This is a genomic window from Streptomyces sp. NBC_01298, from assembly GCF_035978755.1.
In the GTDB taxonomy this organism is placed as follows: Bacteria; Actinomycetota; Actinomycetes; order Streptomycetales; family Streptomycetaceae; genus Streptomyces.
In genome coordinates, this window is record NZ_CP108414.1 from 8,239,055 (window position 1) to 8,264,719 (window position 25,665).

The 25,665-nt window shown below is 71.7% G+C and carries 23 protein-coding genes; 8 read left to right on the plus strand and 15 right to left on the minus strand.

Translation table 11 applies throughout. From position 1 onward, the window contains the following. Positions 1–280: 280 nt before the first annotated feature. The gene (locus tag OG730_RS37690; RefSeq protein WP_327308487.1) at positions 281–634 is read left to right on the plus strand and encodes a PRC-barrel domain-containing protein; all 354 of its coding nucleotides are present in this window, start codon (positions 281–283) and stop codon (positions 632–634) included. A gap of 67 nt (positions 635–701) precedes the next feature. Here OG730_RS37690 and OG730_RS37695 read toward each other — a convergent pair whose 3' ends face one another. After that, positions 702–1,841: a PucR family transcriptional regulator gene (locus tag OG730_RS37695; RefSeq protein ID WP_327308488.1), complete on the minus strand. Its 1,140-nt coding sequence runs from the start codon at positions 1,839–1,841 to the stop codon at positions 702–704. A gap of 131 nt (positions 1,842–1,972) precedes the next feature. On the opposite strand from OG730_RS37695, the gene OG730_RS37700 reads away from it, so the two are divergent. The 5 genes from OG730_RS37700 (at position 1,973) to OG730_RS37720 (ending at position 8,444) form a co-directional block, all read left to right on the plus strand. After that, positions 1,973–2,983, plus strand: coding sequence for a ferredoxin reductase (locus OG730_RS37700; protein ID WP_327309578.1), 1,011 nt, complete (start codon positions 1,973–1,975; stop codon positions 2,981–2,983). A 7-nt stretch (positions 2,984–2,990) separates the two neighbouring features. Continuing rightward, positions 2,991–4,109, plus strand: a complete 1,119-nt coding sequence (locus OG730_RS37705; protein ID WP_327308489.1) for a fatty acid desaturase family protein — start codon at positions 2,991–2,993, stop codon at positions 4,107–4,109. Positions 4,110–4,303: 194 nt separating this feature from the next. Then, positions 4,304–6,136 (plus strand): hypothetical protein, encoded by a 1,833-nt coding sequence (locus OG730_RS37710; protein WP_327308490.1) that lies wholly within the window; start codon positions 4,304–4,306, stop codon positions 6,134–6,136. Positions 6,137–6,487: 351 nt separating this feature from the next. Beyond that, complete coding sequence (locus OG730_RS37715) at positions 6,488–7,297, plus strand: polysaccharide deacetylase family protein (RefSeq protein ID WP_327308491.1); 810 nt, start codon at positions 6,488–6,490, stop codon at positions 7,295–7,297. Between the two features lie 421 nt (positions 7,298–7,718). Beyond that, entirely contained in the window at positions 7,719–8,444 is a 726-nt protein-coding gene (locus tag OG730_RS37720; RefSeq protein WP_327308492.1) for a CAP domain-containing protein, read from the plus strand. A gap of 101 nt (positions 8,445–8,545) precedes the next feature. Here the strand turns inward: OG730_RS37720 and OG730_RS37725 are convergent, their stop codons facing one another. Further along, a complete protein-coding gene (locus OG730_RS37725) occupies positions 8,546–9,649 on the minus strand; it encodes an AI-2E family transporter (protein WP_327308493.1) in 1,104 nt (367 codons plus the stop codon). Between the two features lie 222 nt (positions 9,650–9,871). Between OG730_RS37725 and OG730_RS37730 the strand changes: the two genes are divergently transcribed. Further along, a complete protein-coding gene (locus OG730_RS37730) occupies positions 9,872–10,702 on the plus strand; it encodes a DUF1206 domain-containing protein (protein WP_327308494.1) in 831 nt (276 codons plus the stop codon). 75 nt (positions 10,703–10,777) lie between these two features. Here OG730_RS37730 and OG730_RS37735 read toward each other — a convergent pair whose 3' ends face one another. Next, entirely contained in the window at positions 10,778–10,936 is a 159-nt protein-coding gene (locus tag OG730_RS37735) for a hypothetical protein (RefSeq protein ID WP_327308495.1), read from the minus strand. 106 nt (positions 10,937–11,042) lie between these two features. Continuing rightward, positions 11,043–11,258 (minus strand): hypothetical protein, encoded by a 216-nt coding sequence (locus tag OG730_RS37740; protein ID WP_327308496.1) that lies wholly within the window; start codon positions 11,256–11,258, stop codon positions 11,043–11,045. A gap of 396 nt (positions 11,259–11,654) precedes the next feature. Here OG730_RS37740 and OG730_RS37745 point away from each other — a divergent pair, with 396 nt between their 5' ends. After that, positions 11,655–12,140 carry a hypothetical protein gene (locus OG730_RS37745; RefSeq protein ID WP_327308497.1) on the plus strand — a complete coding sequence of 162 codons (486 nt, stop codon included), beginning with the start codon at positions 11,655–11,657 and terminating at the stop codon, positions 12,138–12,140. 85 nt (positions 12,141–12,225) lie between these two features. Here the strand turns inward: OG730_RS37745 and OG730_RS37750 are convergent, their stop codons facing one another. From OG730_RS37750 to OG730_RS37800, 11 genes are all read right to left on the minus strand, one after another. Further along, positions 12,226–12,822 (minus strand): hypothetical protein, encoded by a 597-nt coding sequence (locus OG730_RS37750; RefSeq protein WP_327308498.1) that lies wholly within the window; start codon positions 12,820–12,822, stop codon positions 12,226–12,228. 86 nt (positions 12,823–12,908) lie between these two features. Beyond that, positions 12,909–14,909 (minus strand): RICIN domain-containing protein, encoded by a 2,001-nt coding sequence (locus OG730_RS37755; protein WP_327308499.1) that lies wholly within the window; start codon positions 14,907–14,909, stop codon positions 12,909–12,911. A gap of 523 nt (positions 14,910–15,432) precedes the next feature. After that, on the minus strand, positions 15,433–15,957 hold the full coding sequence (locus tag OG730_RS37760) for a flavin reductase family protein (RefSeq protein ID WP_327308500.1): 525 nt from the start codon (positions 15,955–15,957) through the stop codon (positions 15,433–15,435). Positions 15,958–16,012: 55 nt separating this feature from the next. Continuing rightward, positions 16,013–16,804 carry an alpha/beta hydrolase gene (locus OG730_RS37765; protein WP_327308501.1) on the minus strand — a complete coding sequence of 264 codons (792 nt, stop codon included), beginning with the start codon at positions 16,802–16,804 and terminating at the stop codon, positions 16,013–16,015. Position 16,805: 1 nt separating this feature from the next. Beyond that, positions 16,806–18,557, minus strand: a complete 1,752-nt coding sequence (locus OG730_RS37770) for an FAD-dependent oxidoreductase (protein WP_327308502.1) — start codon at positions 18,555–18,557, stop codon at positions 16,806–16,808. Between the two features lie 10 nt (positions 18,558–18,567). After that, entirely contained in the window at positions 18,568–19,908 is a 1,341-nt protein-coding gene (locus tag OG730_RS37775) for an NtaA/DmoA family FMN-dependent monooxygenase (protein WP_327308503.1), read from the minus strand. Positions 19,909–19,998: 90 nt separating this feature from the next. Next, positions 19,999–20,877 (minus strand): ABC transporter ATP-binding protein, encoded by an 879-nt coding sequence (locus OG730_RS37780; RefSeq protein WP_327308504.1) that lies wholly within the window; start codon positions 20,875–20,877, stop codon positions 19,999–20,001. After that, positions 20,874–21,779, minus strand: a complete 906-nt coding sequence (locus OG730_RS37785; RefSeq protein WP_327308505.1) for an ABC transporter ATP-binding protein — start codon at positions 21,777–21,779, stop codon at positions 20,874–20,876. The genes OG730_RS37780 and OG730_RS37785 overlap by 4 nt, the downstream gene beginning before the upstream one ends. Further along, on the minus strand, positions 21,776–22,666 hold the full coding sequence (locus OG730_RS37790; RefSeq protein ID WP_327308506.1) for an ABC transporter permease: 891 nt from the start codon (positions 22,664–22,666) through the stop codon (positions 21,776–21,778). The genes OG730_RS37785 and OG730_RS37790 overlap by 4 nt, the downstream gene beginning before the upstream one ends. A gap of 2 nt (positions 22,667–22,668) precedes the next feature. Continuing rightward, on the minus strand, positions 22,669–23,697 hold the full coding sequence (locus OG730_RS37795; protein WP_327308508.1) for an ABC transporter permease: 1,029 nt from the start codon (positions 23,695–23,697) through the stop codon (positions 22,669–22,671). A gap of 31 nt (positions 23,698–23,728) precedes the next feature. Next, positions 23,729–25,306 carry an ABC transporter substrate-binding protein gene (locus OG730_RS37800; RefSeq protein ID WP_327308509.1) on the minus strand — a complete coding sequence of 526 codons (1,578 nt, stop codon included), beginning with the start codon at positions 25,304–25,306 and terminating at the stop codon, positions 23,729–23,731. Positions 25,307–25,665: the final 359 nt, after the last annotated feature.

A 25,665-nucleotide genomic window follows, 5' to 3' on the forward strand; every position in this document is an offset into this window, starting at 1 on the left:
CTCCCGGGCGGCCCGAGCCGCGTAGTGGCCTCCCCCCCCGCCGCTAGGCGGCCGGGACGGCCCAATCCGCCACCCGAGCGGACCTCTGACGCCGGGAACGCGGTTCCGATGCCGTGGCCGTAGATGCCGTCCGCCGAAGTGCGCACCCGGTTCGGCAGTCAGGCGCAGCCGCCGCGCGAGGCGCCCCGTCCCGGGGTCGCCGAGTCGCCGGGCGACATCTCCGGTCATATGTTCAGTAACGGACTGCGCACCGTGCGACAGCCAGGCGAAAGGGGCAGCCGTGAGTGAGTTCGACATCTGGGGCTACCGTCCGGAGACCGGCCATCAGGAGGGCGCCGAAATCATCGGCTACAAGGTCGAGGCCAAGGACGGCAGCATCGGTAAGGTCAGCAAGCACTCCGAGGCGGTCGGTGCCTCCTACCTCGTCGTCGACACCGGAGTGTGGATCTTCGGCAAGCACGTGCTGCTGCCCGCCGGAACGATCGGCATGATCGACCTCGTGGAGGAGAAGGTCTACGTCGACCGGACGAAGGAGCAGATCAAGGACGCCCCCGAATTCGACGACGCCAAGCACGGAGGCGACCCCTCCTACCTGGAGCGGTTCGCCCGCTACTACGGCATGCCGCACATGTAGCCCACGCGTGGGCGAGTTCGCCCGCCGTCACGCGTTCGGGGTCCGGCGTGGACGGGCGACGTACGCGTCAGCTGACCCGGAGACCGACCGCCAGCGTCAGTTCGAGGACGCGCTGTGGCGATGCGAGATCCGGAAACAGCTCCCGCAGCTGCGACATCCGGTACCGGACCGTCTGGGGGTGGACGAACAACGCCGCCGCCACCTCGTCCCGCCGGCCCTGGTGCAGCAGCCACGCCCGCAACGTCTCCTCCAGCCGGCGTGCGGTCGTGCCGGGCAAGGTTCGCAGCGGTGCGAGGGCTCGGGCCCGCAGGTCGGCGAACGCGTCCGCGTCGGCGCTCAGCACCAGCTCGGGCAGGTGGTCCTCGGTATCGCGAATGTCAGAGGAGAGGGAGCGCGCGCGTACGGCTCGTGCGTACGAGGCGGACGCACGGGTCCACGGCCGGGCAGGGCCGACCACCACGGTGCGGTCGGTCAGCTGCCGCAAGAGATGTGACCGGTCGGCATCGGGGACGAGCAGCACACCGGCAGCATCCGGCAGATCGTCGAGGACGAGGGTGCTCGAATCGAGCGCGCGGTAGGCGGGCCGGGCCTGGGCCGCGGGCAGCAGGACGACGGTCAGCGAAACCGGAGGCTGCCACCCGGCCCGTTGGGCGGAGGCGAGCAGCACGTCCGTGCTCGCGCCGGCGAGGAGATCGCGGGCCAGGTGTTCCAGGTGGCGCTCGTGAGCCCTGCCCCGGGCGGCCAGTTCGTCGGCGTGGCCCGCGGCGCTCGCGGCCGAGAGCTCGTCGATGTAGGCGAAGGTCAGCTCGGCGAATTTGGCGACCTCGGCGGCGGGCAGACCTGCCGGTACGGCGCCCGCCGCCAGGCACCGCCAGGCCACGCGGGCGCCGACGCGGTAGGCGCTGAGCAGGGCGTCCATCGAACGGCCGTCGCGCACCTCGCCGCGGCCCAGCTCGTAGGCCGCGTCGCCGGCGTCGCCGCCCGTGACGTTCCCGGTGGCGAGGTCCAGGTAGTGCCCCAGGGCGGTGCGGACGGACCGGCGGATGGTGGCGCCCATGCGGCCCGACAGGGCGTTGGCGTAGGGCGGGACCTCGTCGATGATCGCCTGGACGACCTCGTCGGCCGTGCTCTTCAGCGCGGCCCGAAGTGCTGTGACCGTCGTCTCATCCAGAGCCAGCTCACTGGCTCTGCGGACCGCATGCCCCATGTTTTGTTCCCTACGGACAATTCAGCCGATCAGATTCACGTCCTGCGGACAGGACTTTACGCCCTGAAGCGCAGCAAGCTGGAGCCATGACGAGCACAGCCCTCCGCAGCAGGGCCTGGAAACTGCTGGAGATGGTCACGACGCCGCTGCTGCCGTCGGACTACCTCGACCTGGTCAGCCCGCTGCGTGCGGGCGCCGACCTGCGGGGGCGCATCGAGGCCGTGCACCCCGAGACGGGGGACGCCGCGACCATCGTGATCAGGCCGGGACGCGGCTGGCGCGGCCACACGGCCGGTCAGTACGTGCGGATCGGGGTCGACGTCGACGGGGTGCGCCTGTGGCGTGCCTACTCGCTCACCTCGCCGACGGACCGCCGGGACGGCCGCGTCACGATCACCGTGAAGGCGATCCCGGACGGCAAGGTCAGCAACCACCTGGTCCGCAAGGCGCAGCCGGGCACGCTGATCCAGCTCGACCAGGCGACCGGTGACTTCGTGCTGCCGCGGGCCAAGCCCGCCAAGGTGCTCTACCTGACGGCCGGCAGCGGCATCACGCCCGTGATGGGCATGCTGCGCGACTCCGAGCTCGACGACGTCGTCATGGTCCACTCCGCGCCACAGCCGCACGACGTGATCTTCCGCAGCGAGCTGCACGACCTGGTGGCCGCGAAGAAGCTGCGTCTCACCGAGCTGCACACCGACACGGACGGCATGCTCGACATCGCCCGCCTCGCCGAACTCGTGCCCGACTGGGCCGAGCGCGAGACCTGGGCCTGCGGACCCGCCGGCCTGCTCGACGCCGCCGAAGCGCACTGGACCGAGCACGGCGTACAAGAGCGTCTGCACACCGAACGCTTCCGCGCCGGCATCGTCGTCACCGGTGACGGCGGCGAAGTCACGTTCAGCGCCACCGGCAAGACCGTCGAGGCGGACGGCGCCACACCGCTGCTGGACGTCGGCGAGGAGGCCGGCGTGCTCATGCCCTCCGGGTGCCGCATGGGCATCTGCTTCGGCTGCGTCACGCCGCTCAAGGCGGGCGCCGTCCGCGACCTTCGTACCGGCGAGATCACCGAGGCCGAGCCGGGCGTCCTCATCCAGACCTGCGTGTCCGCCGCGGCGGGCCCTTGCGACATCGAACGGTAGGAGCACCTTGACCGCCATCGACCCCACCGCCCACCTGACCGCGGAGCAGATCGAGGAGCTGGGCCGCGAGCTGGACGCGATCCGCGACGAGGTGATCGCCGACCGTGGCGAGAAGGACGCCGCCTACATCCGCAAGGTCATCTCGGCGCAGCGCAAGCTCGAGCTGGTCAGCCGGGGTGTCCTGCTGTTCTCGATCTTCCCGCCCGCGTGGCTGATCGGCACCGCCGGTCTGTCCGTGGCGAAGATCATGGACAACATGGAGATCGGCCACAACATCCTGCACGGCCAGTGGGACTGGATGCGGGACCCGAAGATCCACTCCACCACCTGGGAGTGGGACCACGTGTCCCCGTCCGAGCAGTGGAAGCACTCGCACAACGAGCTGCACCACACGTACACCAACGTGATCGGCAAGGACAACGACCTCGGCTACGGCATCATGCGCGTCGACGAGGACCAGAGGTGGCACCCGTTCCACCTCGGCCAGCCGCTGTGGAACTTCCTCAACGCCTGCTTCTTCGAGTACGGCATCGCGGCGTACGACCTGGAACTCGGCAAGAACCTGCACAAGCGCCGCCGCAAGAACCCGGAGTTCCGCGCGCGGGCCAAGGCCGTGGGCCGCAAGATCCGCAAGCAGGTGCTCAAGGACTACGTGATCCACCCGCTGCTGTCGGGCCCGTCGTTCCTCCCCACGCTCGCCGCCACGTTCACCGCGAACCTGGTCCGCAACATCTGGACCCACTCGGTGATCATGTGCGGGCACTTCCCCGAGGGCGTACAGGTCTTCGAGCGCCGGTCGATCAAGAACGAGACGCGCGGCCAGTGGTATCTGCGCCAGATGATGGGCTCGGCGAACATCAGCGGCAGCAAGGCCATGCACTTCATGAGCGGCAACCTGTCGCACCAGATCGAGCACCACCTGTTCCCGGACCTGCCGAGCAACCGCTACGCCGAGGTCGCGGTGAAGGTGCGCGCGCTGTTCGAGAAGTACGAGCTGGAGTACGTCACCGGCCCGCTGCCCAAGCAGGTGTTCTCCGCCTGGCACAAGGTCTTCCGGCTCTCGCTGCCGAACAAGAAGCCCAAGGTCAAAACGCCGGCCCGCGAGCAGGAGCTCGTCGCGGCCTGATCCCCGGTACCGGTCCCCCTTCTCCGGCCCCTGAATGCTTACGCCGTCCGGGTGGGGGACCGCCGGGCACTCCCTGTGGTCGCGGCACGCGATGCCATGCTGTGCCGATGCTGCGGCCCTTCCGTGCCGCACGGCTTCGGAAAGGCACGGCATTGATCATTCCGGTGGCCAGGATCCTCGCACCCTTGATGGCCGTGACCGTAGTGGGGGGAGCGGCGCCCTCTTCCGTCGCCGCCACGTCGTACGACGGGCAGTCGCTGCACGGCACCGCACTGTTCAGCGTCAAAGCGACGAACAACGCGGCGGCGCAGGCCTTCACCACGGGGAACAGCCGCATCACTCGGGTGAGCGCGTACGTGGCCAGCGGCGCCGCCACCGGCCAGATCACGGCACAGATCCGCAGCGACAGGGTGGACGGGGCCTCCTCCATCGCGAGCAGGACCATCAGCCTGTCCACCCTGGGCGGAGCCGGCGCGGGGTGGCTGGAGTTCCCCGTGAACGCGGCCGTCACCCCGGGCGCCACCTACTACCTCCACTTGCAGGCGACCACGACGGAGAACAAGCCGATCGCCTGGTACGGAACCGTTTCCTCGGTGCCCGGCTCCCTGACCAGCTGGAACTACGACAAGGCGTACTGGGGCGGCTGGCACGCCTACGACTCCCGGCTCGCGTTCCACGTCGAGCCCACCGGCAGCGAGCGGTGTGGCGAGACGCAGCAGTGCTACGTCCCCACCACGGCACTCGCGGCCCGTACCTCGGGGCTGCTCGGCAACCTCAGCACCACCGAAGCCGTGCTCCCCGCCTTCTCCGTCGGGCCCTCCTACGCGGGTAACAGCAACGTGCTGCGCCTGCCGTCCGGCCGCTGGCGATACCTCCCTGCCGGAGCACGGACCTCGGTCGTGGTCCCTGCCAACGACCCGGGCGCGCTCTCCCAGATCGCCGAGAGCGAGCGCTGGCTGGCCTCGGGCACGGTCCCCGGCAACACGGACGACCAGCGGGCCGCCGCACGCCGTGCGCTGCTGTCGATGCGCGCCCTGCTCAAGCCCAACGGGGCCTCGGCAGCGGCCTGGTCTCCGCCGTGGGAGTACTCCTGGCCGCGTGACGGTGCCTTCGTAGCGGCGGCCTTCGCGGCCACCGGCCACGACGAAGAGGCGTACCGCATCCTCCAGTACGACGACCGCACCCAACGGGCCGACGGGACATGGGAGGCCCGGACGAAACTGGACGGCAGCGGTCCGCCGGACGCGCGCCCCTGGCAGCTCGACGCCAACGGCTGGGTGCCCTGGGCCACATGGCAGTGGTACCAGGCGGCACCCGCCGGGGACCGGAACGCGCGGCTGGGCGCCCTCTACCCGATGGTGCGCAAGGCAGCGGACCGGGCCACTGCCTCGCTCGGCTCCAACGGACTCCCGCCGGCCTCCCCCGACTACTGGGAACTGCCGACCGGCACCACCAACATCGGTACCGCGGCGCCGCTCCTCGCCGGACTCAACGCGGCGGGCGACCTCGCGGGACAGCTCGGGCAGGACGCCGACCGGGCGAAGTGGACCACCGCGGCCCGCAAGCTCTCGGCAGCGATCGCCAGGTACTTCGCGCCGCTGGGCTACCAGCGCACCGTCGACGGCGAACACGGCCGGGACAGCGCGGCGACGTTCATGGCTCCGCCCTTCAACCGGGCCCCGGCCGATCTGCCCGCCGCCCTGGTATCCACCTACCGCGCCCTGCTCCTGCCGAACGGGGGACTGCTCCCGGGCAATGACCCCGACGCGCCCTGGGGTTCGTACGCCTGGACCGCGAGCACTGGTTTCTTCGCGCTGGCGTGGGCGCAACTGGCCGACACGAACCGGGCGGACGAGGTGCTGAACTGGCTCCTCGCCAAGCGCAACGGTCTCGGCGAGTTTCCCGAGACGGTCAACGGCGCGGGGAACCCCTCATCCGTCGCGCCGCTCGGCTGGACGGACGCCCTGGTGGTCCTGGCCTTGAAGGCCAGGCAGGGTGCGCCGCTGCCCACTCCCGCGCTGCGGTAGCGCGCTGGAGCGCGCTGGGCGCGGCCTCCAAGCGGACGCGGGCGGCGCTACGCCGGCCAGCGGCAGCACGTCCAGCGCCTGCGCGAGATGCCGGCCCCCGGCCCCGCCCGCGGCGGGGGCCGCCAGCCCTCCGGCCCCCGCCGCACCGGAGCTGCCGGAAGCCGGTGGCGCCGCTTTGGTTCGGTGCGGACGGCGGCGGTCGTCACCTCACGTGGGGCGGGGCCGGACGTCCCGTCCGCGCCGGGTCTGCGGATGGGCCGATCGGGGGAGGACGGCGCCGGGGCGTACGGCCTAGCCTGGACCGACAGCAGGGGGAGACCGGGGGGCCGAGTCCGAAGGAAGAGCGCCTCCATGGGCATTGCCAGCAGTTCTGTCAGCCGTCTTCGGGCGGGATCCGCCGTGGCGGCCGCTGCCGCCCTCGTCCTGTTGGCGGCCGCCGGCGCACCGGCCTTCGCGGCCCAGGGCGGCCGGGCCGCCCCGGCCGACGGGCCGGCCGGCCCCTCGGTGTCGGGCCTGTCATCCGCTGTGAGCGCCTACGGCCCTGCTCTGGTGCCGCTGGGCATCTCCCGGGTGGCGCAGGGCCCGGGTCGCGACATCGCCATCACCATCGACGACGGTCCGGACCCGCGCTGGACGCCCCAGGTCCTGGAGGTGCTGCGGGAGAACCACGTCAAGGCCACCTTCTGCATGATCGGTACCCGCGCCCAGCAGTATCCGGACCTGGTGCGCTCGGTCGCCGCCGAGGGGCACGCCCTCTGCGACCACTCGGTCGACCACGACGTGACCATGGACCACAAGCCCGTCGCGTACCAACGGCAGCAGATCCTCGACGGCAAATCCATGATCGAGCGGGCCGTGCCGGGGGTCGCCGTGCGGTACTACCGGGCTCCCGGTGGCGCCTTCACCCCCGACAGCCGGGCGATAGCCGCCGCGAGCGGGATGCGGCCGCTGGGCTGGAGCGTGGACCCCAAGGACTGGAGCAGGCCCGGCCTGCCGGCGATCGTCGCCGCGGTGGAGGTAAGCCTGCCCGCGCAGCCGACGGTCCTCTTCCACGACGGGGGCGGCGACCGCGGCGAGACGGTCGCGGCGCTGAAGGAGTACCTGCCGTGGCTCAAGGCGCAGGGCTACACCTTCACCTTTCCGAAGCTCGCCACCCCGTAGCCCCGCGGCGTACGAAGGCGGAACGCCGTCCGGTTCCCTCCGTGAGTCGTGACATGCGTCACTGCCCGCGTGTCGCCAGGGCGCCGCGCGCTGTGATCGTTTGACGTGGACATTTCGCTATATGTGCCTTTTTGGCGGTGACATGCCGTACTCCGCTGGAAACGGAAGCCAGCATTCCTGTTTTTTCGTCTCCAACACGGCTGACGGGAGTGGGTTCTGTCGGTGGGCCAGGCGGCCGCGGCGCCGGCCGCGACGGGGGGATGCACGATCTTGCGGCCGTTTCAATACGCCTCCCGAACGCCCTGCTCGGCTGAACGGCGGCGGCTTGCCAGGCGGTCGGCGGGCTTCTAAGAATGGCGATTCCTCCGGCGCCTTCGCGGTCCGGCGCCGGGAGCTTCGCGATCACCGAGTGAGGTCCCGCATGAAGAAGCACCGTAGGAAGACGCACCACAGGAAGATATCCGTCGCCATTGGGGTACTGGCACTCGTGGCCGTACCCACCACGGCCATGGCCTGCCTCGACCCGCAGGGGAGCGGCCCGACGCGGTCCATCGCCGCCGAGCAGGAGAGCGGTCCCTGGTACGCCGACTCCCAGGGCGATCCCTACGGCGACCCCTACGGTGATTCCGGCGCGCAGCAGCCGGCGGAGGTCCCGGTTCAGGTGGGCGGCCCCGCCGAGATCGTCGAGCCACCAGTCGTCGAGCCGCCAGTCGTCCAGCCGCCCGCCGAGCCGGCCGGGACGCCCGCGCCCTCGGACTCCGCGGCGCCCTCCGGTGCTCCGGCCGAGGTCCTCGCGCTCGTCAACACGGAGCGCGCCGCGGTGGGGTGCCCCGCGCTGACCGTCAACGCGAAGCTGACGAAGGCCGCGCAGGACCACAGCGAGGACATGGCGGCCCACTCCAACATGTCCCACACCGGCTCCGACGGATCCGATCCGGGTCAGCGGATCACCCGTGCCGGGTACCAGTGGAGCACCTACGCGGAGAACGTCGCGTACGGATACGACACCGCCGCCAAGGTCATGGAGGGCTGGATGAACAGCCCGGGCCACAAGCGGAACATCCTCGACTGCGGGGTCAAGGAGATCGGCATCGGCCTCGCGCAGCCCGGTCAGTACTGGACGCAGGACTTCGGCGCCACCCGCTGATCCGGCCGCTTCCGCGGCCGACGTACGACGAGTGGGGGCGGCCGGTGCGGCCGCCCCCACGGGAAGCGCCGGCACCTTCGGCCGGATCCACGGGGCCGTGTTCAGTCCGTGCCGGGTCGCGTGCCGGGTACCGGGTCGGTCGCCGGCTCGACGAGCTGCTCGCGCAGGTACCTCCACACGACCCCGATCAGCGCCGCGGCCGGAACCGCCAGCAGGCTGCCGACCACTCCCGCCAGGCTGCCCCCCAGCGTCACCGCCAGCAGGACCACCGCCGCGTGGAGCCCGAGGCCGCGACTCTGGATCATCGGCTGGAAGACGTTGCCCTCCAGCTGCTGCACCACGACGATGATCACCAGCACGATCAGCGCGTCCGTCAGACCGTTCGAGACCAGCGCGATGAGCACCGCGACCAGGCCGGCGAACAGGGCCCCCACGATCGGGACGAACGCGGACACGAAGGTCAGTACGGCCAGGGGCAGCACCAGGGGAACGCCGACGATCCACAGGCCGAGCCCGATGAAGACGGCGTCGAGCAGACCGACGAACGCCTGGGAGCGCACGAACGAACCGAGGGTCTCCCAGCCGCGCTCGGCGACGACGGGGACGTCGGTGGCGAGCCGGCCGGGGAGTTGGCGAGTGAGCCACGGCAGGAACCGCGGGCCGTCCTTGAGGAAGAAGAACATCAGGAAGAGCGCCAGGACGGCGGTGACCAGACCGCTGAAGATGGTGCTCACGCCGGTGACGACCGTCGAAACCGTGGTGCCGACGCTGTGCTGGACCCGGTCGACCGCGCTGTCGAACGCCGCTGTGATCTGGGCGTCGCCGATGTTCAGCGGCGGCCCGGCAGCCCACCCGCGCAGCTGCTGGATCCCCTTGACCACGCCGTCGCCCAGCTCGCCGGCCTGCGAGGCCACCGGCACGGCGATCAGCGCCACGACGCCCGCGGCGACCACGAGGAACAGTACGGTCACCACGGACGCGGCCACAGCGGGAGGCCACCCGCGCCGGCGGAGGTAGGCGACCAGGGGCCACGTCAGTGTGGTGAGCAGCAGGGCCACGACCAGCGGCCAGAGCACCGACCACATCCGCCCCAGGAGCCACAACGTCACGGCAGCCATGACGAAGACCAGCAGCAACTCGGCGCAGACCCGTGCGGACGCCCGCAGCGCGGACGCGGTCCTTCTCGAACTCAGGGTGTCAGACATGGGCTCACCCTATGGAACGCCCCCACGCCTACTTTCCCGGCCCCGGGGGTGCGGCTCGCGCCGGTGAGGCACCGGCGGACCAAGCAACTCCCGCGCCGCTCCTGCGGCTTCGGTCATCCCCACGAGCAAGGGTGCGGGGTGCCGGCAGCCCCGGACCGCACACCCGTGCCCGTGGCCCACCGGGCCGGGCATGGTACGGGGAATGCCGGGTATTCGCGGGGCATGACGGTTGACGGAGCGGTACGCGAGGGTGTGGAGACCGCATCGAGCGGCGGCAGGGCGCGGGGGGTGCTGGCCCGGTGTGGTCTGGCGACCCGGGGGCTGCTGTACGTGCTCATCGGTGTACTCGCGGTGCGCGTGGGCTTCGGTGTGAGCGACGGCGGGGAGGCGGACCGGACGGGCGCACTGCAGGAGCTCGCGGAGAAACCCTTCGGCGGTGTCCTCGTATGGGCCGTCGGCATCGGCCTGGTCTGCATGACGCTGTGGCGGCTTTCGGAGGCGGCGCTGGGTGCGGCCGGGCCCGGCGGGGACAAGCCCGGCAAGCGGCTGGCCGCGTTGGCCCGGGCCGTGTTCTACGGAGTCGTCGCGTTCTCCGTGCTCTCCTTCGCGGCCGGTACCGGCGGTGGCCGGTCCGGCGACGAGCAGTCGCGTGACGTGACGGCCCGGGCGCTCGATGTGCCCGGTGGTCCGTGGTGGGTGGCGGCCGTGGGGCTGGGGATAGCCATCGGTGGTGTCGTGATCGCCGTGCAGGCGGTGCGGCGTACCTTCCGCAAGCATTTGGCGATGGGCCGGCAGCCCGAGGGGGTCCGCAAGGCGGTCGAGTTCCTCGGGGTGGTGGGCGGTGTGGCGCGAGGCGCCGTCTTCGCCGCGGCCGGCTCCTTCGCCGTGCACGCCGCCCTGAGCTACGACCCGGCGAAGGCGAAGGGGGTCGACGACACTCTCCGTACGTTCGCCCAAACCCCCGCGGGCCCCTGGCTCCTCGTGCTGGTCGCCGTCGGGCTCGTGCTGTTCGGGTTGTTCTCCTGGGCCATGGCCTGTTGGCGCCGGGTCTGAGCACGCCGGCGGGGGAGCGGAGCCGGGTGGCTGCCGCCACCGCCGGGACGAGACGACAGCCCCCGTCCTGCGATCTCAGGACCTGGTGCCGACCGCTTCCACCAGCGTGACCATGACGTGGACCGCCTCGCCGTCCGTGAGCCGGGAGGAGAGCGCCGCGGCATGTCCGATCGCCGCGATGGTCGTCCACGCGGGGCCCGCGGTGCCGTGCAGATGCACCGCGGAGTACACCAAGCCGCGCGGGGACCTTCACGCGATGGACGATGGTGCCGCCCGGTGCTCTGGCGCTGCCGCCCCGCGTCCGGGCGATCTGACGGACGCGGGGCCGGGCCGGGAAGGGTTAGCCCTGGGCCAGGGTCCACTTCGTGAGGCGATCCACGATGTCGAGGAGGGAGCGGCGCGGTCCGTCCGCGATGAAGGCGAACACGAAGAAGGAGGGGATGAGGGCGATCACGACGAACAGGGCGGGGATGATGCGCACGACGATCGTCAGGAAGTCGACGACGGCGCGGAGCGTCTTGGCCTGGGCGAGTACGTCAACAAGGCGGTCGAACAAGGTGTCTCCTCAGCTGCGAGTCGGGGCGAGCAACCTGGCTTCCGCTCCGAGGGCAGAGTTCTCCCTCGGTTCGGGGTTCCGCCGTCTCCGGCAAAACGTCCAAGTTCACAACCGCCCCGCTGACCCGAACTGCGTGAGTCAGCGGCGGGGTAGGTATCGCCGCACCTGTTCCGCCTTTCCGGCCAACGAAGGCCCGAGGTCTGTTCGTTCACCAGACATGCGTCTGGCGGCCCCGGAATTTTATCGGGCCGCCAACCGGCCACACAAGAGGTCGATCAAGCCACTGGCTGGACGGGGCCTGCCGAGTCACTGGAAGGTGCGCTGCGGAGCTGCCTCCCGTCTGGCATGGGCGCGGGACCCCGAACTCCGGCCGCCTTCCGACAACCAGGAGCCCGCATGACGATCGAACTCGACTTCCCGGAATTTCCCTTCGAGGAGCCCCCCGGCTGGATCAAATGCGCGCAGAAGCCCTGGAACGGCGTCCTCGTCGTGGTGGACCACATACGGTTCACGGCCGGCGACACAGTCACCTTCGACGTCACGGTCCGCAGCGACCCCGACGGGCAGACCTTGGCCGCGCAGACCCAGGGCGTCGTGACCGTCACCGCTGACACCACCTCCGTCAGCTGCACCATCCCCTGGGACGGAGTCCTGGACGCCGTCACCGAAGGCTCGATCATCGTCTTCTACACCCGCACCCCCGCCGACGGCAGCGCGCCATCGACCTCGCAGGAAGCCATCGCCCAGTACTCCCGCCGGCAGCCCGGTGGGACCGTCGACGCGTCCACGAGCAGACTGTTCGGCCACCCGCATCCGGGCACCCTCAGCTTCCTGGCCACCGAGGACGGGCAACCCGTCATCTCCGCTTGGAACGTCCCGTAGGGCAAAAGGCCGCCGCGTCACATCCGACGGTGCGGACGCGGAGCCATCGTCCCCGGCGACCGAGGGAGCCGGACGTCAACACCCGTCAGCCGCGCGCCCGCCCGCGGCGCAGGAGGATGCCGACGGCAGCACCGGTCAAGGCCGTTGCCGCCACTCCCGCCGTTGTCCACCAGACGGCGGGTCCCCGGCCGGGTTCCGCCTGGGTCTTGGAGGCCGTCGCAGATGTCGGTGTCGGTGTAGGCGTCGGCGTCAGGGGCTGCGTCGTGGCCGGTGCGTGTGACGGGGTGCCGGTGGACGGGGCCGGATCCACCACCGGTACGCCGACTTCGAGCGCGCCGTGCCCGAGGGCGGGGAAGCCCACGTCCACGCTGACCTTCCAGGTACCGGGCGGCAGGGACTCGGCCGTGGTCCAGCCGGCCGGCGTCGCGGCTGGATCGCGCACCAGCCGCCAGGGCCCCTGCGTGCGGGCACCGTCGGGGCTGACCGCGTTCACGGTGGCGGCGACCGCCTCTTCGACGGCGTCGCCGTCGTTCTCCCAGGTGACGTCCGCGGTGACGTGGCCCTCCCGCTGCCCGGTGACCACCACCTTCACGGTGTCGCCGTGGGCGTGCGCCACGGCAGGGGACAGCAGGATCAGGCCGACGGCGGTCAGGACGGCCTGGAAAGCGATTCGTATGCGCATCGTGGCGTGCTCCGGGGGGCGTGAGGGCCGGCGGCCGGCCGCGCGACGCGGCCGGCCGCCGGAGGGGACTCAGGGGCTGTCGGGGGTCAGCCGACCTTCTGCACGGTCCATACCTGCGGGGCCCGGCCGGCCGCGGGCTGGAGGTCGAGCAGCCAGTTCCCGTAGTAGGGGCGGCTGCTCACGGTCAGCGCGAAGCGGCCGCTCGGGTCGGTGACGCTCACCGCGCCACCGCGGGTGGTCAGCTTCCAGCTCTGCGCACCGGCGCGGCCGCAGGGCTGTTGGGCGATCCACATGCCCGCGGCGGGAGTACCGCCCGGCTGCAGGCATTTGCCGGATACCGCGGAGCGGATGCGGACCAGTCCGCTGCCGGCGTCGTCGAAGTACCACTGCTGCTGCGCGTACCCGTTGGAGCGCGCCCCGACGAGCACGGTGCCGTCGGCGCCGCGCCCGCCCCACACCTCGGCGGCCATGCCGGTGCTGCCGTTCCCGAGCAGGTAGCGGGTCCCGGGGGTCGTCGTCCCGCCGCCCGTGCCCTTCGTCCGGAAGGACGCGGCCTTGCCGGCTCCGCTGTCCCGGCCGGCGCCGTCGCGGACGGAGACGGCGACCGTATAGGAGGTGTCGGGGCGCAGGTTGTAGACGCGCAGCACCGGGGACTGGACCCAGCCCAGGTGCTTGCCGTTCAGCAGGACCTGGTACCAGAGCGCTCCCTCGACCTTGGGCCAGCTCGCGACCGCGGAGTCCGACTGGATCTGGCCCACGGTCACGGGCGGTCCGCCCGTGGGCTTCTTGGTCGGGCCGGGCGTCGGCTTCTTGGTCGGCGAGGGGCTCGGGTTCGGGCCGGGGTCGGTGCCCCCGCCCTTGTTCTTCATCAGGAACTGGTTGTCGGCGATGTTCCAGTGCGTGGCCAGGTAGCTGCCGGCTCTGGGGCTGGTGTGGAAGTAGTCGTCGTGGTTGCAGTCCAGGATGTTCTCGGCGGCCTGGTTGGTGCAGATGTTGCGCATCTGCGGGTAGTACGGGGTGTCCGAGTAGCACATGACGTCGAACTCGTCGGTGCAGTGCGCGCCGCGGCTGGTGTTCGGTGCGCTGTTGTTGACCGCGCCCAGGTTGTGGCCGAGTTCGTGCGCCGCGGTGTGGCCGCCCCAGCAGCCGGAGTCCGTACGCCCGTAGGAGGGGCCGAAGTTGCTCAGGTTGGCCTGGCCGGGCCGCTCGTCGCCGTTGAACGTTCCTATGCCGCAGTAGACCTTGGCGTCCGCGAAGATCATGTACTTGCGGTCGCGGCGGTCGAGTCCCTTTCCGGCGAGGGCGGCGTTGGCCGCGCTGAATTCCGCGAGCGCGGAGTCGGGGAGCTCGATGTCGAGCACGGTCGGGGTGCAGTCGGCGGCCGTCACGTAGCGGATGTGCCGGACGCCTCCGGTCTCCTGGGCGCTGGCGGAGTAGATGAGGTCGGCGTCGGCCGCCCATTTGCGGAACGAGGCCACGTACTCGGAGTAGCGGTCACGGCCGGGGCCGTGGACGTACACGACCTGGACACGGTTGCCCGTGCTGCCGTCTCCGTCGCACTGGACGGTCTGGCCCGCGGGACCGGCGGCGACGGCGGTGACGCTCTGGCCGGCGGCGGAGGGCGCGGGCGCGGCGGACTTGTCGGCCGTGCGCTCGGCGTCGGCCGCGGGCGCGTCCTGAGGGCGCCCGCCGCCTTCGCCGGCCGCCGGGTCGCCGGCGGGGCGGGCCGGGTCGGCCGCCGGCGCCGAGGCCTTGACGGCGGGCGCGATGTCCTTCGTGATGTCGACGCCCTTGGGCGGGGCGTCGGGGCCGTGGGTACACAGGCCCGCGCCGGTCCGGTAGACGCCGGCGCACCGGTCGCCCTTCGGGGCGGGGGCGAGGCCGTCGTAGACCATGCCGCGCGCGCTCTCGTTGGCGGGCTTGGCCGCGAGGGGTTCGGGCTCCTGGTCCCGGGCGGGGGCGGCGGCCGGTGCGGCGGCCTCCGTACCGGCTCGTACGGACACGGCCTGGGCATTTTCGCCCAGTCCGGAGTAGGCGATGCCGGCGGCGATCACCGCCGCCGAAGCCGTGGCGGCGGTGAGGAGCATCAACCGCCGCGGCTTGCGGCGGTGTTCAGGCCGTCTGCTCGTCCTGTCATGGGCACCTCAAGTGAACATCGGATGAGTGGGTGCGCGGAAGCCTGCCAGACGAATGCGGCGGAGAATTCGGGCATAGAGGAGTACGGTCCGAGAAATCGTTCCGTTACCTGTCCGTCAAATCTGATGAACACTCAACATGCAGTAAAACAAGGGGAGTTACGCGCGTCACGCGCTATTGGTCCAGGCCTTATCGGGGGTAGTCGTTATCGAATCGAGATAACAAGTGGAGTCCTATTGACGAGAATTCAGTCAAGGATTCACCTAATTACTACCTGTCGAATTCCCTTGGTCACGACCCGTGAGGAAGGCGCCGCCCGGTCGGCCGGGCGGAACACACGTGGGCCCGTTCCGCGGCCCCCTGACGGAACGTCCGGGCTCGCGACAGCCCGAGCCGGGTCGGGGGCGGGCCCGGAGAGGCCGCGGGGAGCGCTCCCCGCCGGCCCTCTCCAGCGGCCCCCTCCGGCGGACCCCGTCAGCCGGAGGCGGAGTCGGGGAGTTGCTGTGCCGCGGCGAAGGCCCCGTCGTGGTGGACCAGCGCGGTCTCGTCCCGGTCGACCGACCCGGACTCCACCTCGCCGACGACCAGCAGGTGGTCGCCGATGTGCTGGCGCAGGGTGATGCGGGCCGTCAGCCAGGCGGGAACACCCTCCAGCAGCGGAAGGCCGTCCTCGGTCCGGGTCCACGCCACGCCGTCGAAGCGGTCTATGCCGCTGCGCGCGAACTGCCGTGCCAGATCGGTGTTTCCGGTGCCGAGCAGATGGACGGCGAACCGGTCCGCGGCGTGCACGGCGGGTGCGGTGGAGGCGCCCTCGCCCAAGTAGAACGCCACCAGGGGCGGCCGGAGGGACACGGAGGTGAAGGAGGTGGCGGTGAAGCCCGCCGGCCCGGGGACGGTGATGACGGTGACCCCGGCCGCGTGACGGCGCAGGGTGCGGCGGAGCACCTCGTCGGCGGAGAGTGCGGCGGGCTGGGGTACGGATGCGGTGGAGATGGTCATGCCGGTTCCCTTCGGCTGGTGGTGCGGAGTGTGCGGGGGCAGGTGGTGAACGGCGTCACCAGGCGCTCGACTCCACGGTGATCAGCGGTACCAGGCCGTCCCGCAGGGTTTCCAGGAAGGCGACGACCTCGGCCGCCACGGAGCGGTGCTGCAGGTCGTTGAGGACGTCGTGGTGGGCGCCGCGGACCACCGACAACCGGGCCCGGGGCAGTGACTTGGCGGTCCGTGCGAGACCCTCGCGGTCGGCGAGCGGGTCGGCGTCACCGACGAGGAGCAGGGCCGGGACGCCCGAGGCGCTCTCGTACGCGGCGTCCAGGACCGCGTCCGGCACCGGGTCGCTCAGTGAACCCCGCCGGACCTCGGCGTCGTTGGTGAGGACGCCCCGGTGGGTGGGGCAGGAGGTGCGTGCGTCGAGCTCCTCGTCCCAGGTCTCCACCGCCCCGGCGGCGGTCCCGGGAAGCCCCGCGAGGACGACGCCGTCCGGTCGTACGGGGTCGTCCTGTTCCCGGGCGAGGAGCGCCGCGACCGCGGCGGCGCCGGCGTCGGACCCCACCACTACGAGCGGCCGGGCCACGCCGTCCGGGCCCGAGGTACCCTCGACCGCCTCCTCCAGCCGGGCGGCGAAGGCGTCCAGCGAGGCGGCGGAGCCGGCTTCGGCTTCGTCACCGCTCCGCGGCAGGTCCACGACCCGGACGCGGTAGGCGTCGGCGGCGAGCCGCCTGCCGAAGCGGGCGTAGGTCGCCGGCGTCTCGCCCCGCCCGGGCACCACGATGACCGTGCCGCGCGTGAGCAGGCCCTCCGGGGCGAAGTGGTCGGCGTGGTCCGGGTGGAGGGTGGTTGTGGTCATCTCATACTCCTGCGGTCGTGGTGTGCTCGAGGGAACGGAGCCCGGAATCCCGGGCGCCGTGACCCAGTACGCGGTCCAGGACGGCGGCGGCGCCGCCTTCGGGAAGGGACTCCGCGCGCCAGGCGACGTGCTGGTCGGGCCGTACGAGGACGTGGGCGGTGCCGTACACGGCGCGAACCCCGGGGTCGGTCAGGTGGATCACCGTGAAGGGCAGCGCCCGGGCCGCGGCCTCCGCGACGAAGGCGTGCTCGACGGTGCGGTCCGCGGTGAGGACGAGCAGGGCGAAGGAGTTGCCGACGCGGTCGTGCAGCGTGCTGCCGTACGGGTCGATGGCTCCGTCGGGCGCGCGGTGGCCCGGCCGCGGGTCGTCCTCGTAGACGTCCGCGCGCCAGCGGGGCTCCGAGTCGAGCTGGTCCGTCTCGTACCAGATCACCGACGAGGCGTCGTAGCGCTCGTCGAAGGCCACGCCCGCCGCGTCGAGGTGGTCCCGGCGCAGCCGTTCGCCGATCTCCGCGCGCCGCCGGTCGGCTTCGGTGCCGTGGTCCGCGTCCTCGGGGATGCCGCCCCGGCGGATCTCGGCGAGCGCGCTCTGCGAGCGCCTCGAGCGCTCCAGGGCGTGGTCGGCCACGCGCCAGTTGTGCGGGCGCCGCTCCTCGTCATAGGAGTCCAGGAGGGACTCCGGGGCGTGCCCGGCCAGTACCGCGGCCAGCTTCCAGCCGAGGTTGGCCACGTCCCCGACGCCCTCGCCGAGGTTGCCGCCGGGCGTGCGGACGTGCGCGGCGTCACCGGCGAGCAGGATCCGGCCGCGGCGGAACGATGCGGCGATCCGGGTGGCGTGGTAGAAGGTCGTCGCGGAGACGAGTTCGAGCTCGAGGTCGAACCCGAAGGCGGCCCGGCCGATCTCCAGGAGTTCTTCCTCCCCGGGCTCGTACGCGAGCGGGTACGGCCCGGCGTACACCCGCCACTCGCGGGTGCTCACCGCGGCCAGGAACCCGGACGCCTTCTGGTTGACCACGATGCTGCTGCCGTTGGGCGCGGCACCGACCCGCTCGGATATGTCGCCGGTGCGCACGATCAGGCGCAGCCGCTTCTCGGTGGCGTGCTCCCCCTCGCGTCCGATGCCGGCCAGTCGGCGGGTGGTGCTGGAGCCCCCGTCGGCGCCCAGGGCGTACGCCGCCCGGACGGTGCGGTGCTCGCCCGAGTCGACGTCGGCGACCTCGGCGCGGACTCCGTCGCCGTCCTCGTGCAGTGCCCGCAGTTCCCAGCCGCCGCAGACGCCCACCCCGCGCTCCCCGAGGTGGTCGAGGAAGACCTGCTGGAGCACCGTCTGGGGCCGGCGCAGCGCCTCCTGCGTCCTCGGCCGGGAGCCGCCGGGACCGGTGGAGGCCCCCGTGAACGACGGGCCCGGCGCGGGCAGCAGCTCGTGGCCGGCGAGCGAGGTGACCAGCCTGGTGCCCCGGTTCCACTCCGGGGGATAGGTCCAGGCGTCCCGGATGCGCCGGAGCAGGCCCCAGCGCCGGAAGTGCTCCACCGTGCGCGCGGTGTGGCCCATGGCCCCGGCCCGGACCAGGGTCGCGGTGCGGGCGCGGTCGACGACGGCGACCCGGATGCCGCGCGCCGTCAGTTCCACGGCCGCGGCGAGGCCGACGGGGCCCGCGCCGACGATCAGTACGTCCGCCTCCGCCGGCGGGGTGGCGACGGGGAACCGGACGGTGTGGACGTCGCGCCCGCCCGTCACCGGAAAATCGCTCATGACCCCGCCCTCAGCCGTTGAGGAGCTGCGGTACGCGGGTGTGGCGGTTGGCCGGGACCGGCAGGCCGAGGTTCCCGCGCAGGGTGTCGGCCTCGTACTCGGTGCGGAACAGCCCGCGCTTCCGCAGCAGGGGGACGACTCCGTCGACGAAGAGGTTCAGGTCGTCAGCGGTGCGGAAGGCGAGGTTGATGCCGTCGAAGGTGCCGGCGCGGAACCAGGTCTCGATGGTGTCGGCGACGGTGTCCGGCGCGCCGACGAACGGGGACCGGTGGAACTCGTTGACCAGCTCGCCGACCTGGCGGAGCGTCAGGTTCTCGGTCCGGGCCCGCTCGATGAGTTTGGCCGCACCCGTCCGGCCGCCCTTCTCGGCGAGATGGGCGACGTCGGGGAAGGGCGCGTCCAGGTCGTGCACGCTGAAGTCGTACGCACCGAAGGCGCGCCCGAGGAGTGCCAGGTTGCGGTCGAAGTCGTTGTCCTCCTCGAAGATCTCCCGCTCGCGGCGGCGGGCGGCGTCATCGGTGGCACCGACGACGGGGCTGCCGTGGATGAAGATCTTGATGTGCTCGGGGTCGCGGCCGTACGCGGCGGTGCGCGTCTTGATGTCGGCGTAGTAGTCCTGCGCCTGCTGGAGCGAACCGCCCGGCGCGTAGATGCCCTCGGCCACCTGGGCGGCGAGGTCGCGGCCCTCCTCCGAGACCCCGGCCTGGAAGATCACCGGCTGGCCCTGCGGGGAACGGGAGAGGTTCAGCGGTCCGGCCACCTTGAAGTGCTCGCCCTGGTGGTCCAGCGCGTGCAGCCTGGCCGGGTCGAGGAAGACGCCCCGCTCCACGTCGGCGGGGAACGCGTCGTCCTCGTAGGAGTCCCACAGCCCCCGGGCGACCTTGACGAACTCCAGGGCGCGGCCGTAGCGGGTCGTGTAGTCGAGGTGCTCGTCGAGCCCGAAGTTCTTGGACGTGCCGGTGTCGAAGCTGGTGACGACGTTCCAGCCGGCCCGCCCCCCGCTGATGTGGTCGAGGGAGGCGAAGCGTCGGGCGAGGTTGAACGGCGAGTTGTACGTCGAACTAGCCGTGCCGACCAGCCCGATGTGCCGCGTGTGGGTGGCGACCGCCGACAACAGGGTGAGCGGCTCGAGGCGGTTGAGGTAGTGCGCCGGGTAGGTGGCGTTGATGAACTGGCTGTCCACGATGAACAGGGCGTCGAAGAGGGCGTGTTCGGCTGCCTGGGCCTGATGGATGTAGTAGTTGATGTCGATGCTCGCGTTCTTCGCGACGCGCGGGTCCTTCCACAGGCCGTGCTGGCCCGGACCTCCGACGCCGTACGGGTGCAGTGCGAGGTGGATCGTGCGGGACATCTTTGTTCCTGTCTGTAGCGATGGGGGAGGAGGGATGCGGGAGGAGGGATGGGGGAGGAGCGGTGAGCGGTGACCGGTGAGGCAGAAGACTCAGGCGTGCAGGAGACCGCGCAGGGCCTCCCGTTCGGCCCGGTCGGCCGGCGCGGTGTGCAGGGTGGGCGCGGAGCCCAGGAGGAGGCGGGTGTAGGGGTGGCGCGGGTGGCCGACGAGGTCGCGGGTGGCGCCGGTTTCGACGAGCTCGCCCCGGTAGAGCACCGCGATGCGGTCGGCGGTCCCGGCGACGGAGCCGAGGTCGTGGGAGATGAGTACGAGGGCGACCCCCGAGGCGCGGAGCTCCTTGAGGATCTCCAGGACCTGGACCCGGTTGGCGGAGTCCAGGGCGCTGACCGGTTCGTCGAGGATGACCAACCGCGGTTCGGTGACCAGGGCGCGGGCCACCGCCACGCGCTGGCGCTGTCCGCCGGACAGCTCCCCGGGCAGTCGGTCGAGCAGTTCCTCGTCGAGGTGGACGCGGGCGAGGAACGAGCGGACGCGCTCGGCGGCCTCCTCGGGCGCGACGCCCTGGATCAGGAGCGGTTCGGCCAGGGACCGTGCGACGGTGAGGTCCGGGTCGAGGCTGCGCAGCGGATCCTGGAAGACGTACTGGACGATGCCGCGGCGGCGCAGCGCGCGCCACTGGCGTCGGTTGTACGCGGTCACCTCCTCGCCGCCGACCAGGATCGAGCCCGCGGAGGCGCGGACCAGGCCCAGCACGGCGCGGGCCAGGGTGGATTTGCCCGAGCCCGTCTCGCCGATGATGCCGAGGGTCTCGCCGGGGGCGACGCTGAGCGACACCCCGCGCAGGGCGCCGCGGCGTCGGCGGCGCGAGCCGTAGTGGACGTCGAGGCCGGTGACCTCGAGGACCGGTCCGGGCGCCGGCGCGGAGCCGGTGTCCGTGGCCGTCTCCCGTACGGGACGAGCGGTGGTCACGATGCCTCCTGCGGTACGAGGAACTTGTCGAGGCCGTACTGCTCGTGCTCGGCGATGAGCAGCCGGGTGTATTCGTGCCGCGGCCGGCGCAGGACCGTGCGCGTCGGACCCTGCTCGACCACCTCGCCCTGCCGCATCACCAGGACCTCGTCGCACAACTGGGCGACCACGGCCAGGTCGTGGGAGACGATCAGCAGGGCCAGGCCCGCGCGCACGCGCAGGTCGGCGAGCAGGTCGAGGATCTCGGCCTGGACGGTGACGTCGAGGGCGGTGGTGGCCTCGTCCGCGATGAGGATCCGCGGATCGGCGCAGATCGCCGCGGCGATCAGCACCCGCTGGAGCATCCCGCCGGACAGCTCGTGGGTGTACTGGCGGTAGACCAGCTCGGGGTCCCGCAGGTGCACGGCCCGCAGCAGCTCGAGGGCCCGGTGGCGTGCTTCGCGACGCTTCAGCCCCTTCTTGACCCGCAGGACCTCCGCGATCTGCGGGCCCACGCGGATCGAGGGGTTGAGGTAGGAGGCGGGGTCCTGGAAGACCGCGCTGATCGTGGTGGCGCGCAGGGCGGTCCACTGGCCGGGCGTCAGGCCGGCTATGTCGGTCCCCGCGATCTCGACCGAACCGCCGGTGATCTCGAAGTGGGCGGGGAGGATGCCCAGCGCGGCGCGGCAGGTGAGGGTCTTGCCGCTGCCGGACTCGCCGACGATGCCCACCGTCCTGCCGGGGGTGAGCTCGAAGCTCACCCCGTGGACGATCTCGCGCCCGGTGACGTGGTCGCTGACGCGTACGTCGCGGACCGACAGGACCGGCGGGCTCGTCGGCGCGGCCGGGGCGGCGGGCGGCTCATTGTCGCGGCCGGTGCTCCGGAGGTGTCCGGGAGCGGTCTGTGGGGACAGGGTCGTCATCGCTTGCCTCCGGCGGAGAGGGGGTCGGGCCGCGCGCTCCGGTTGGCGCGCGCCCTGCGGGCGTTGACCAGGGCGCGGCCCGCCTCACCGGAGACGTCGCGGATCGCGTCGGCGAGCAGGTTGCTCGCCCAGACGGTGACCATGATCAGCAGCGCGGGTGCGAGGGGTGCCCAGGGCCGTTGGCCGAGGTAGCTCAGGTCCGAGGCGAGCAGGCCGCCCCAGGTGGGCGCGGGCGGCTGGATGCCGATGCCGAGGAAGGTCAGGCTGGAGACGATGATGAAGCCGACGCCGATGGTCTGCGCGAGCGCCACCGCGACCGGCGGGAGCACCTTGGCCCACACGTGGCGGCGTACGACCCAGCCGGTTGAGGCGCCGGAGACGATCGCGGCCTCCACGTACGGCGAGCGGGCCACGGCGAGCGTGGCGGCGCGGGCCACCCGGTAGAAGAGGGGCGAGACGAGCGTCCCGGTGACGAGCATGGCCTGAGTGAGGCCGTTGCCGAGCAGGGCGATCACGGCGACGGCGAACAGCAGGAACGGCAGCGCGACGAGGGTGTCGGTCAGCCGGAGCGTGATCCACTCGAAGCCCCGGCCGAGGTGCACGGACAGGATCCCGGGGACGGTGCCGACGGCCAGTGCGGTCAGCGCCACTTCGAGCGAGCCCAGGACGCTGACCCGTGAGCCGTCGAGGAGACGGCTGAGCACGTCCCGGCCGAGGTAGTCCGTGCCCAGCCAGTGGCTGCCCGAGGCCGCCGCGAGCAGGTGCTCGCTGGTGGCCAGCGGATCCTGCGGGGCGATCAGCGGGCCGAGGAGCGCGAGCAGGCCGATCAGGGCGAGTACGGCGACGGAGATCCGTCCGGACGGCAGTGCGAGAACGCGGCGCACCATGGTCACACCCCCCGCTGGGAGGCCGGCGTCACGCGTGCCAGCACCAGGTTGACGATCAGGTTGAAGGAGACGACCAGGGCGATCGACACCACGAGGACCCCTTGGACGGCCGGTACGTCGCCGGCCTGGGCGGCGTCGTTGGCGAACCGGCCGAAGCCCTGCAGACCGAAGATCCACTCCGTCACCACGGAGGCCCCGACCAGGGCCGGGAACTTCAGGCCCAGGGTGGCGAGCGCCGGTCCGAGGCCGTTGCGGAGCACGTGCCCGAAGAAGATCCGGCGCGGGCTCAGCCCCCGGACCAGTGCGCCCGTCACGTAGTTCTCCCGGTAGGCGGCGACGAGGCTGCCGCGCAGCTGGCGGGCGACGTCCGCGATGACGTCGAAGCTCAGGGCCACCGCGGGGAGGGTGATGTGGGAGAGCCAGGGACCGAATCCCTGCTCCGCGGGCACGTACCCGGCGGAGGGGAACAGGTGCAGTCCGACCGCGAAGACCGCGACCAGCACGATGCCGACGACGAAGGCGGGCATCACCGAGATCAGGGTGACGAAGCCCGTGATCGCGCGGTCGATCCACGTGGTGCGGCGCAGCGCCGCCACGGTGCCGAGCAGGAAGCCGGCGGTGACGCCGATCAGGAGCGCGAACGTCGCGATGGACAGGCTCACCCCCAGGCCCAGACCGATGAGCGTGGAGATGTCCGCGCCGTTGCTCCAGCTGGTGCCGAGCCGGCCGTGCAGGACTCCGCTGAACCAGTCCCAGTACTGGACCAGGAAGGGCTTGTCGAGGCCCCATTGGACTTCCACCCGATGGATGGCCTCGGGTGTGGCGTCCTCGCCCAGCTGGATCCGTGCCGGGCTCAGCCCGCTCATCGAGCGCAGCGAGAACGTCACGAAGGTCGCCACCAGGAAGACGGGCACGAAGATCGCGACCGACCGGGCGAGGGTGGCCAGGACGTGGCCCACCGTGTGCCGGACCCTGGTCGCGGCGACCCCGGGACGGCGGGCAGCCGCGGTGGGGAGCGCGGTCGTTGCCATGGGGTTGCCCCCTCTCTGTGGTGGGCGGGTGTCAGCTGCCGGAGATGGTGACGCCGGTCCAGTCGATGTGGGCCGGGTTCTTGGGCAGGCCGGAGATGGACTTGTTCTTGGCGATGAGGTTCGGCGAGGAGTACGTGAAGACCAGGGCCTTGCTCTCCAGGCCGGCCCGGGTCGCCGCCTGGAGGACCTTGGCGTAGTCGGGGGAGTCCAGCGGGGTCTGGCGGACCTTGGCGATGGCCGCCTCGAAGCCGGCGGGCTGGGACGGGGAGCTGAGGTTGAGCGGGCCGTTGGGGCCGAAGTGGGCGGTGAGGGTCTGCGCCGCGGAGTCCCGGCCGGTGGTCCCGTACAGCGAGAAGGCCAGGTCCTTGGCGAAGAAGGGGGTGGACCAGTTCTTGTCGATCTTGATGGTGACGGTGATGCCGACCTTGGCCAGCTGCGACTGGACGATCTCGGACTGCGGGTCCTCGGCGGGGATGACCAGGTTGAGCTTCAGGTCCCCCGCCTTGTAGCCCGCTTCGGCGAGGAGCTGCTGCGACTTGGCCGGGTCGTAGGGGTAGTTGTCCTCCGACTCCGGGTCGAAGGCCACGTACCCCTTGGGGAAGGGCTGGTTGGTCACCGAACCGAAGCCGAAGGTCAGCTTGTCGACGAACTCCTGGCGGTTGACCGCGTGCCGGACGGCGTCGACGACCTTGTCGTTGTCGAAGGGGGCCTTGTTGGTGTTCAGGCTGATGTTGGCGGCGTTGAACCCCGGCTGTACGAAGACGTCCAGGCCGGCCTTCTTGGCGGCCTCCGCCTGACTGGGCTTGATGTCCGCGAAGTTGTAGACGCCGGTCTGCAGGCCGGAGACCACCGTGGAGGAGTCGGGGGCCGAGGTCAGCTCCACGTTGTCGATGTGGATGTTCTTCGCGTCCCAGTAGGCGGGGTTCTTCTTCAGGACCGCCTTGGTGCCCGGCACCAGCTGCGTGATGGTGAACGGCCCGGCGCCCACCGGGTTCTGGTCCAGCTTCTCGGGGGCGGCGGCCGCCTTGGGGCTGGCGATCTGGAGGACCCGCTGACCGAGGAGCTGCGGGATCTGGTAGTCGACCTGGGTGAGGTGGACGACCGCGTCCAGACCGTTGGCGTCCACCGAAGCGATGGAGGTCAGGTCCCCGAAGAGCGCGGAGTTCTTCTGCTTCTTGGCCCGCTCGACGGCCGCCTTGACGGCCGCGGCGTCGAGCGGCTCGCCGTCGCTGAACTTCAGGCCGGAGCGCAGGTGGAAGGTGACCTGGTCGCCCTTGTCGTTGTACTCCCAGCTCTCGGCGAGATCCGGCACGGCCTTGCCGCTCTCGTCGGTACGGGTCAACGATGCGTAGACCAGGGCGAGTTCGCGGAACTGGGCGCCACTGCCGGAGACGACCGGGTCCCAGTGGGCCGGGAAGTACGAAGAGGTCCACTTCAGGGTGGAGTTGCCGCCGGCGCCGACGGAGGAGGCATCACCGGCGCAGGCGCCGAGGGCGGGCGTCAGTACGGCGATGAGGGCGGCGGCGAGCGCGGCGGGGCGCGGGCGTCCGGAGCGGCGCGTCTGCGGAAGGTCCGTACCGGGTCTACGGGTCACGAGGCGTGCGGACATGTCTGATTTTCCTTGGACTTGGTCCAGGCCCGTCAGGGCAGGAGGGGCGGGGGCGCGGAGCGGTCCGGTGCCGCGCACGACCGCAGGCGGGTATGCCGACGGGCGGGGGCAGCGGACGGGCGCAGCAGATGGGGGGTGAAGGCTCCGGGACGCGGCCGGGCCGCCTCGCGCTGGCGGCGCGGATCGCCGGCAGGGTCACGGAGGGCGGGCCGGGATCGGACCCGGGAAACGCGGGGGAGAGGGAGGGAGGGGAGGGGTGCGACGGAGCGCGGAGCCGGATCGCCCGGGCGGTGCGGCGCGGGCGCCTCGGCTCAGTGGGAGCGCAGCCGGCCGGAACCACCGCAGGTGGTACGGCTATT

What these genes read in the sequence shown, in the direction of transcription:
- OG730_RS37695 (WP_327308488.1), bottom strand. Translation starts at nt 1,841, where the DNA reads ATGGGGCATGCGGTCCGCAGAGCCAGTGAGCTGGCTCTGGATGAGACG.
- OG730_RS37700 (WP_327309578.1), top strand. Translation starts at nt 1,973, where the DNA reads ATGGTCACGACGCCGCTGCTGCCGTCGGACTACCTCGACCTGGTCAGC.
- OG730_RS37715 (WP_327308491.1), top strand. Translation starts at nt 6,488, where the DNA reads ATGGGCATTGCCAGCAGTTCTGTCAGCCGTCTTCGGGCGGGATCCGCC.
- OG730_RS37720 (WP_327308492.1), top strand. Translation starts at nt 7,719, where the DNA reads ATGAAGAAGCACCGTAGGAAGACGCACCACAGGAAGATATCCGTCGCC.
- OG730_RS37725 (WP_327308493.1), bottom strand. Translation starts at nt 9,649, where the DNA reads ATGTCTGACACCCTGAGTTCGAGAAGGACCGCGTCCGCGCTGCGGGCG.
- OG730_RS37730 (WP_327308494.1), top strand. Translation starts at nt 9,872, where the DNA reads ATGACGGTTGACGGAGCGGTACGCGAGGGTGTGGAGACCGCATCGAGC.
- OG730_RS37745 (WP_327308497.1), top strand. Translation starts at nt 11,655, where the DNA reads ATGACGATCGAACTCGACTTCCCGGAATTTCCCTTCGAGGAGCCCCCC.
- OG730_RS37750 (WP_327308498.1), bottom strand. Translation starts at nt 12,822, where the DNA reads ATGCGCATACGAATCGCTTTCCAGGCCGTCCTGACCGCCGTCGGCCTG.
- OG730_RS37755 (WP_327308499.1), bottom strand. Translation starts at nt 14,909, where the DNA reads ATGCTCCTCACCGCCGCCACGGCTTCGGCGGCGGTGATCGCCGCCGGC.
- OG730_RS37760 (WP_327308500.1), bottom strand. Translation starts at nt 15,957, where the DNA reads ATGACCATCTCCACCGCATCCGTACCCCAGCCCGCCGCACTCTCCGCC.
- OG730_RS37765 (WP_327308501.1), bottom strand. Translation starts at nt 16,804, where the DNA reads ATGACCACAACCACCCTCCACCCGGACCACGCCGACCACTTCGCCCCG.
- OG730_RS37770 (WP_327308502.1), bottom strand. Translation starts at nt 18,557, where the DNA reads ATGAGCGATTTTCCGGTGACGGGCGGGCGCGACGTCCACACCGTCCGG.
- OG730_RS37775 (WP_327308503.1), bottom strand. Translation starts at nt 19,908, where the DNA reads ATGTCCCGCACGATCCACCTCGCACTGCACCCGTACGGCGTCGGAGGT.
- OG730_RS37785 (WP_327308505.1), bottom strand. Translation starts at nt 21,779, where the DNA reads ATGACGACCCTGTCCCCACAGACCGCTCCCGGACACCTCCGGAGCACC.
- OG730_RS37790 (WP_327308506.1), bottom strand. Translation starts at nt 22,666, where the DNA reads ATGGTGCGCCGCGTTCTCGCACTGCCGTCCGGACGGATCTCCGTCGCC.
- OG730_RS37795 (WP_327308508.1), bottom strand. Translation starts at nt 23,697, where the DNA reads ATGGCAACGACCGCGCTCCCCACCGCGGCTGCCCGCCGTCCCGGGGTC.
- OG730_RS37800 (WP_327308509.1), bottom strand. Translation starts at nt 25,306, where the DNA reads ATGTCCGCACGCCTCGTGACCCGTAGACCCGGTACGGACCTTCCGCAG.